Source organism: Actinotalea sp. C106, assembly GCF_023630195.1.
In the GTDB taxonomy this organism is placed as follows: Bacteria; Actinomycetota; Actinomycetes; order Actinomycetales; family Cellulomonadaceae; genus Actinotalea.
This window is the reverse complement of sequence record NZ_JALPKN010000174.1, coordinates 1-6,801: the sequence shown is the minus strand read 5'-3', so window position 1 is coordinate 6,801 and position 6,801 is coordinate 1. Positions and strand designations below refer to the sequence as shown.

The 6,801-nt window shown below is 73.1% G+C and carries 8 protein-coding genes; 3 read left to right on the top strand and 5 right to left on the bottom strand.

Annotation, left to right across the window (positions count from 1 at the left end):
- The 3 genes from L0B03_RS11965 to L0B03_RS11955 form a co-directional block, all read left to right on the top strand.
- Window positions 1-1,101, top strand: a 1,101-nt coding sequence (locus L0B03_RS11965; protein WP_250446028.1) for a sugar ABC transporter substrate-binding protein, incomplete at its 5' end; no start/stop codon positions are given.
- Window positions 1,098-1,916, top strand: a complete 819-nt coding sequence (locus L0B03_RS11960; RefSeq protein ID WP_250446027.1) for an ATP-binding cassette domain-containing protein — start codon at window positions 1,098-1,100, stop codon at window positions 1,914-1,916. The genes L0B03_RS11965 and L0B03_RS11960, both read left to right, overlap by 4 nt.
- On the top strand, window positions 1,913-3,118 hold the full coding sequence (locus L0B03_RS11955; RefSeq protein ID WP_250446025.1) for a sugar ABC transporter permease: 1,206 nt from the start codon (window positions 1,913-1,915) through the stop codon (window positions 3,116-3,118). The genes L0B03_RS11960 and L0B03_RS11955 overlap by 4 nt, the downstream gene beginning before the upstream one ends.
- Window positions 3,119-3,152: 34 nt before the next feature.
- Here the strand turns inward: L0B03_RS11955 and L0B03_RS11950 are convergent, their stop codons facing one another.
- The 5 genes from L0B03_RS11950 to L0B03_RS11930 all read right to left on the bottom strand — a co-directional run.
- Window positions 3,153-3,827: an ABC transporter permease gene (locus tag L0B03_RS11950; protein ID WP_250446024.1), complete on the bottom strand. Its 675-nt coding sequence runs from the start codon at window positions 3,825-3,827 to the stop codon at window positions 3,153-3,155.
- An 11-nt stretch (window positions 3,828-3,838) separates the two neighbouring features.
- Window positions 3,839-4,666 carry an ATP-binding cassette domain-containing protein gene (locus L0B03_RS11945; RefSeq protein WP_250446023.1) on the bottom strand — a complete coding sequence of 276 codons (828 nt, stop codon included), beginning with the start codon at window positions 4,664-4,666 and terminating at the stop codon, window positions 3,839-3,841.
- A complete protein-coding gene (locus L0B03_RS11940) occupies window positions 4,666-5,034 on the bottom strand; it encodes a PadR family transcriptional regulator (RefSeq protein ID WP_250446022.1) in 369 nt (122 codons plus the stop codon). Before L0B03_RS11940 ends, L0B03_RS11945 begins: the two co-directional genes overlap by 1 nt.
- 70 nt (window positions 5,035-5,104) lie before the next feature.
- Window positions 5,105-5,917, bottom strand: coding sequence for an ABC transporter ATP-binding protein (locus tag L0B03_RS11935; protein ID WP_250446021.1), 813 nt, complete (start codon window positions 5,915-5,917; stop codon window positions 5,105-5,107).
- A gap of 8 nt (window positions 5,918-5,925) precedes the next feature.
- Window positions 5,926-6,801 (bottom strand): ABC transporter permease (locus L0B03_RS11930; protein WP_250446020.1); only part of this gene is annotated, 876 nt, incomplete at its 5' end.

Here is a 6,801-nt window from a genome sequence, read left to right as displayed (position 1 = left end):
GGCTCCGCCGTCGCGCTGCGCGCCGCGGTCGCTCTCTCGGTGCTGGGCATGGCCCTCGCGGGCTGCGTGACCCATGACCCGGCCGGTCCGCCGGCGGGGGAGCCGGGGGCCGTCGAAGGGGACGGCCGCACGATCGCCCTGCTGCTCCCCGAGTCCAAGACCGCGCGGTACGAGGGGATCGACCGGCCGGTCTTCGAGCAGGTGGTGGCCCAGCGCTGCGCCGAGTGCACCGTCCTCTACGCCAACGCCCAGCAGGACGCCGCCCGGCAGCAGCAGCAGGCCGAGTCCGCACTGACCCAAGGGGCCGAGGTGCTCGTGCTCGGCGCCGTCGACGCCGCGGCCGCGCAGAGCATCGTGACCACGGCGGCCGAGCGCGGGGTCGCGGTCATCGCCTACGACAGGTTCATCGCCGACGTCCCGCTCGACTACTTCGTGGCCTACGACGCCGCCCGGGTCGGTCAGGTCCAGGGCGAGGCGCTGGTCACGGCCGTCGGGGAGACCGAGGAGGGTGAGGGGGTGCTCCTGGTGCACGGGTCACCTACCGACCCCAACGTGGCCGGGCACAAGGCGGGCGTGGCGCGGGCCCTCGAGGACTCGGGGCTCGAGGTGCTCGCCGAGTACGACACCCCGGACTGGAGCCCCGACAAGGCTCAGGAGTGGGTCCAGGGCCAGCTCACCCAGTACGCGGGCCGGGTGGTCGGGGTCTACGCGGGCAACGACGGCACCGCGGGCGGGGCGATCTCGGCCCTGCGCGCGGCTGGCCTGGACCCGGTGCCGCCGGTGACGGGGCAGGACGCAGAGCTGGCGGCGGTGCAACGGATCGTCGCGGGAGACCAGCACATGACCGTCTACAAGGCCATCAGCCAGCAGGCCCGTACCGCCGCCGAGCTGTCCGTGCGGGTGCTCCGCGGGGAGGAGCCGACGGCGACTGCCGAGGTCGCCGGGGTGCCGGCCGTCCTGCTCACCCCGGTGGGTGTGACCAGGCAGAACGTCGACCGCGTGATCGTGAGAGGTGGGGTCTTCACCGTGGACCAGATCTGCACCGAGGCGTACGCCGAGGCGTGCCGCGGGCTCGAGCTCATGGGGGAGGGGGCCGGATGAGCGCAGCCACCGACCACGGAGCGGGTCATGGCTCCGGCCCTTCGACCACGGCCGGCACGCCGGTGCTCTCCTTGCGCGGCGTCTCGCACAGCTTCGGCGCGGTCCGCGCCCTGGTCGACGTCGACCTCGACGTCCACCCGCGCGAGGTGGTCGCCGTGGTCGGGGACAACGGCGCCGGCAAGTCGACCCTGGTCGGGATCATGGCGGGGACGATCGTGCCCGACGCCGGCGAGCTCGTTGTCGACGGGCAGGAGCTCGGGCTGACCTCGCCCGGGCTCGCCCGCCAGCTCGGCATCGCGACCGTCTTCCAGGACCTCGCCCTGTGCGACGACCTCGACGTGGTCGAGAACCTCTACCTCGGCCAGGAGCTGCGGCGCGGCGGCGTGCTCGACGAGGTCGCGATGGAGCGTGAGGCCTGGCGGGTGCTGTCCCGGCTCGGTGCACGGGTGGACTCGGTCCGTGCCCCGGTCGCGACCCTCTCGGGCGGTCAGCGTCAGACCGTGGCCATCGCGCGGGCGCTGCTCGGCGACCCGCGCGTGCTCGTGCTCGACGAGCCCACCGCGGCCCTGGGCGTGACGCAGACCGCCGAGGTCCTCACCACCATCGAACGGGTCCGGGACAGCGGCCACGGGGTGGTCCTGGTCAGCCACAACATGGCCGACGTGCAGGCCGTGGCGGACCGTGTGGTGGTGCTGCGGCGAGGGCGGCTCAACGGTGACTTCGACGCCGAGCAGGCCAGCTACGAGGACATCATCGCGGCGATCACCGGGGTCAGCGCCCCGCGCCGGCGTCGGACGGCGGGGGAGGACGCATGAGCGGCACCGCTCTCGACCTGTCCTGGCGCCACGGAGGTGCGCCGTGGGGCCGGTGGCGCGGCGAGCCCGGTCCGTGGCCCGTGATCGGCGCCCTGGTGGTGCTCTCGCTGGTGTTCCAGGCGGTCAACGGCAACTTCCTCTCGGCCGACAACCTCGTCAACCTCACGCTGCAGTCGGCGAGCCTGGGGATCATCACCCTCGGCGTGGTCCTCGTGCTCATGGTCGGGCAGATCGACCTGTCGGTCGGGGCCGTGAGCGGGCTCGCGGCGGCGGTGGTGGCTGTCGGGTTCGTGCAGCAGGGCTGGCCGTTGTGGGTCGCGGTGCTCACCGCCGTGCTCCTGGGTGCGGGGATCGGCGGGGTCTACGGACTGCTCACCACCCGCCTCGGTCTGCCGAGCTTCGTGGTGACCCTCGCAGGCCTGCTCGTCGCGGTCGGCCTGCAGGTGCGGGTGCTGGGGTCGACCGGGTCGGTCAACCTGCCGTACGAGTCGTGGCTGGTGCGTTTCGCCCAGCAAACCTTCCTGCACCCGGTGGCCTCGTACGCGGTGGTCGCCCTGGTGCTCGCCGCGTACGTCGGGTCGCGGCTGCTCGAGCGTCGGCGGCGGGTCGAGGCCGAGCTCTCGGCCGCCTCCCTCCCGACCGTCGCGGGGCGGGCCGCCGTCCTCGCCGTGGTGCTCCTGGTGCCCACCTGGTACCTCAACACCGACCGCGGGGTCGGCGCGATGGTCGCGCTGTTCGTGGGGCTCGTCGTGGTGGCGGACCTGCTGCTGCGCCGCACCGCGTGGGGGCGCTCGGTGCGTGCCGTGGGCTCCAACGTGGACTCGGCCCGACGTGCCGGCATCGCCGTGCGGCGGGTCTACGTCACCTGCTTCATGGCCTGCACCGCGCTCGCGGCGCTGGGCGGGGTGCTCTCGGCGGGCCGTCTCGCCGCGGCCAACCAGGGCACGGGCGGATCCGACCTCAACCTCACCGCGATCGCCGCAGCTGTGATCGGCGGCACGAGCCTCTTCGGTGGGCGGGGCAGCGCGTGGTCGGCGGTGCTCGGCGTGCTCGTCATCCAGGCGATCTCGAGCGGGCTGACCCTGCTCAACGTCGACTCCTCGGTCCGGTACGTCGTGACCGGGGTGGTGCTGGCCCTCGCCGTCACGATCGACGCGGTCTCGCGCCGCCGCAGCGAGGCGGGGGGCGGCGTCCGGCGCTGACCGTGCCCGTGACGTTCCTATCCGCCCGCTCCTCTCAGTGCCGTTCGCCCGGGGTCGCGAGCCGCACGGGTGTGAGCCGGATGACGCTCGCTGCCCAGCCGATGGCCGTGCAGAGGGCCAAGGTCGCCGCGAAGTGGGCCAGCCCGGGGGCGAGGCTGGCTGTCGCGTGGTCCTCGATCGCATAGGCGGACAGCTCACGGGTGGACCACAGGGGGAGCAGCCCAGCTGCCCGCTCCTCGGGGTCGACGAGGAGCTGGAGGGCCATCACGGAGAGCAGGGCCAGTGCGCCTTCGAGCTCACGGCCGATGATGAGGCTGACCAGGGCACCCAGGGGAGCGCTGATGAGCACGGTGGTGACCAGGAGCAGGACGATGCCGCCCATGCGGGGGATCTCGTCCTGGGTCAGGAGGACGACGCCGAGGTAGCAGGCCGCCACGACCGCACCGATGCCCAGCAGGGCCAGCTGTCGGCCGAGGAACAGTGCGCTCGGTGATGCTCCGACGACCGCGAGCCGCTGGTCGAGGTGCCGGGAGGAGACGTGGCTGAACAGCGACAGCGTGGCGATCGCCCACCCCACCCCGATGGCCAGGAACCGGATGGCCTGCCACGGGACGTCGAGCCGGACCAGGTAGAAGACGAGCGGCAGCGCGAAGACGAGCAGGAGGGCCGTCGGGCGCCGGACGACCTCGCGCAGGGTGGTGGCGGTCACGGTCAGGAGCATCAGGCTCCCGTCACCGCGGCGAGCTCGAGGACGTGGTCGACGCGGTCGAGCTCGTGGAGGAGGTGGGTCACGACGAGGACCCCCGCTCCGGCGTCCCGCCAGGTGAAGACCTGGTCCCAGAAGTCGACGTAGGACCCGTGGTCGAAGCCCTGGTAGGGCTCGTCGAGGAGGATCAGGTCGGGGCGGTCGAGCTCGCTCAGGACGACGTTGAGCTTCTGCTGCGTACCGCCCGACAAGTGCCCGGCGATGCCGTCCCGGCGGGGCGTCCAGCCGAGCTGCGAGGCGAGGTGCCGCCCGGTGGCGACCGCCCGCCGGGGGGCCATGCCGTACGCGGCACCGAAGAGACGGAAGTGCTCGGTGGCTGTCAGCAGCGGGGCCACCCCGTCCTGCTGGGGGGCGTAGCCGATGCGCGGGGTCCGCTCGACCGTCCCGGAGGAGGCGCGCACCAGGCCGGCGCAGAGGTTCAGCAGCGTGGACTTCCCCGAGCCGTTGGCGCCGACCACGGCCGCGACCTCCCCGGCCCGCAGGGTGAGGCTGGTGGGTGGCAGTGCCTGCCGGCGGCGGTAGCGCTTGGTCACCTCGTGCAGGCGGAGGACGACCTCGCCACGCTCGCGGGCCAAGGGCGCAGCGTTCACCCGGGCGTCGCGGACGGTGCGCGCCATCGCGACGGCGTAGGCGACGGCCGGCCCGTACAACGAGGCAGGGTCCAGCCCTGCGCCCTCGGCCTCGAGCACGGCGTCCCGTGCGAGCTCGTCCGCCTCGGCCGGATGGACCCCTCGGTCGACAAGACCATCGGTGAACCGGCCTTGCCACTCGCCCGCCGCCATCACGGTCCCCCGCTCTCCGAGGGCCGGGGCCCGGTGGGCAGGGGAGCCGTGACGACGGCGTCCATCGCCGCGCGGAAGTCCAGCCAGGTCCGCTGCCGGTCCCGCACGGCCTCGTGGCCCGCCCCGGTCAGCTCGTAGTACTTGCGGGGCGGGCCAGAGGTGGAGGCCTCGCGCTCGGTGCGGACCAGACCCTGGCGCTCGAGCCGCAGGAGGGCCGGGTAGAGGGTGCCGCCGGGGACCTCGTCGAAGCCGACCGCGATGAGCCTCTCGACGAGGCCCCGTCCGTAGTCCCTGCGCTCGGCGAGCAGGCACAGGAGGCAGGCGTCCAGGAAGCCGTGGAGCCACTGCTGCCGCATGGTTCTCGTCACGGTCAGTAGGCTAACTGCCTACCGGTAGCCAGTCTAGGTGCCTACCGCGATCCTCGTGGCGACGTCGCGGTCAGGCCGCGGCCTCGACCCCCTCGTGCACCAGGGCCGCGATGTGGCGCTTGAGCTCGTTGAACTCGGGGCTCGTGGCGTCGCGCTCGCGGGCCAGCGGCACCGGGACGATCTCGCGGATGTGACCGGGAACGCCGTGGGAGGCCCCGCCGGCCATGACCACCACGCGGTCGGCCAGGACGACGGCCTCCTCGATGCTGTGGGTCACGAAGAGCACCGTGGTGCCCGTCTCGCGGTGGATGCGGGAGAGCTCGGCCTGCATGGCGCTGCGGGTCAGGGCGTCCAAGGCCCCGAAGGGCTCGTCCATGAGCATCACGGCCGGGTCGTTGGCCAGCACCCGGGCGATCGCGACGCGCTGCTGCATCCCGCCGCTGAGCTGGCCCGGGTAGGAGCGCGCGAACCGGGTCAGGCCTACGGCCTCGAGGAAGCGCGTCGTCTTCTCCGCGACGACGGCCGAGGGGTAGCGCTTCTGCCGCGGGCCGTAGGCGATGTTCTCCGAGACCGTGAGCCAGGGGAACAGCCCGTAGTCCTGGAAGACGACGCCGCGGTCCGGCCCGGGTCCGGTGATCTGCTCGTCGGCCACCGTGATGGTGCCGTCGGTCGGGGGCTCGAACCCCGCGATGATCCGCAGCAGGGTGCTCTTGCCGCACCCGCTCGCCCCCACCACGGTGACGAACTCCCCGGCGGCGACGTCGAGGTCGACGCCGGCCATGGCCTGGACGCCGCCGGCCCCGAGGGGGCCGTAGCGCTTGCCGAGGTCGACGGCGCGGATGGTGGCGGGCTGAGGGGCGCGGTCGTTGCCGATGCGAGGCATGGGGACTCCTAGGAGAGGGTCGGGCGCCCGCGGGTGGCGACCTTGACGAGGAGGACGAGGAGACGGTCGGCGAGGAACCCGGCGAGGCCGATGACGACCATCCCGGCGACGATGAGGTCGGTCTTGGACATGTCCCGGGCCTGGGTGATCATCGAGCCGAGCCCGGTGCTGATGCCGACGGTCTCGCCGACCACGAGGATCACCCAGGCCAGGCCCAGGGCGATGCGCAGGCCGCCGACGATCGAGTGCATCGCCGAGGGCAGCACCACCTTGTAGAGCACCTGGGCCTGCTTGGTGCCGAGCATCGCGGCGGCCTCGAGCAGCCGGACCGGTACCCGGCGCACGCCGGCGATCGTGTTGAGCAGGATCGGGAAGAAGGCCGCCAGGAACACCAGGAAGATCGTCGACCGGTCACCGAAGCCGATGATGAGCAGCGCGAGAGGTGCCCAGGCGGTCACCGGGATGGGCCGGACGAGGTTGATCACCGGGTCCAGCAGCCGGAACACCACCGTGAAGCGGCCCATGAGGACGCCGAGCGGGATGGCGGTCGCCGCGGCGAGGCCGAAGCCGGTGAGCACCCGGCCGGTGCTGGCGGTGAGGTGCTCGATCAGGGTGCCGCTGAACGCGTCGTCGATCTGCCCGCCCACGCTGATGTCGATCATGCGGGTCAGCACGGCGGCGGGGGTCGGCAGGAAGGCCATCTGGATGCCGAAGGGCAGGGTCCAGCCCTGCTGGACCCCGACGTGCCAGAGCAGGATGCCGAGGATCGGCACCGGCAGGGCCAGGGCGAGGGTGCTCGCCGACCCACGCCAGCTGGCGGCCGAGGGCAGGCGCGAGCGGAGGCCGGTCGCGATCCGTCGCCCGGCGGGCGGGTGGCCGGCGCC

Coding starts and splice junctions, on each gene's coding strand:
- L0B03_RS11945 (WP_250446023.1), bottom strand. CDS start 4,666: ATGGCGGCGGGCGAGTGGCAAGGCCGGTTCACCGATGGTCTTGTCGAC.
- L0B03_RS11960 (WP_250446027.1), top strand. CDS start 1,098: ATGAGCGCAGCCACCGACCACGGAGCGGGTCATGGCTCCGGCCCTTCG.
- L0B03_RS11955 (WP_250446025.1), top strand. CDS start 1,913: ATGAGCGGCACCGCTCTCGACCTGTCCTGGCGCCACGGAGGTGCGCCG.
- L0B03_RS11935 (WP_250446021.1), bottom strand. CDS start 5,917: ATGCCTCGCATCGGCAACGACCGCGCCCCTCAGCCCGCCACCATCCGC.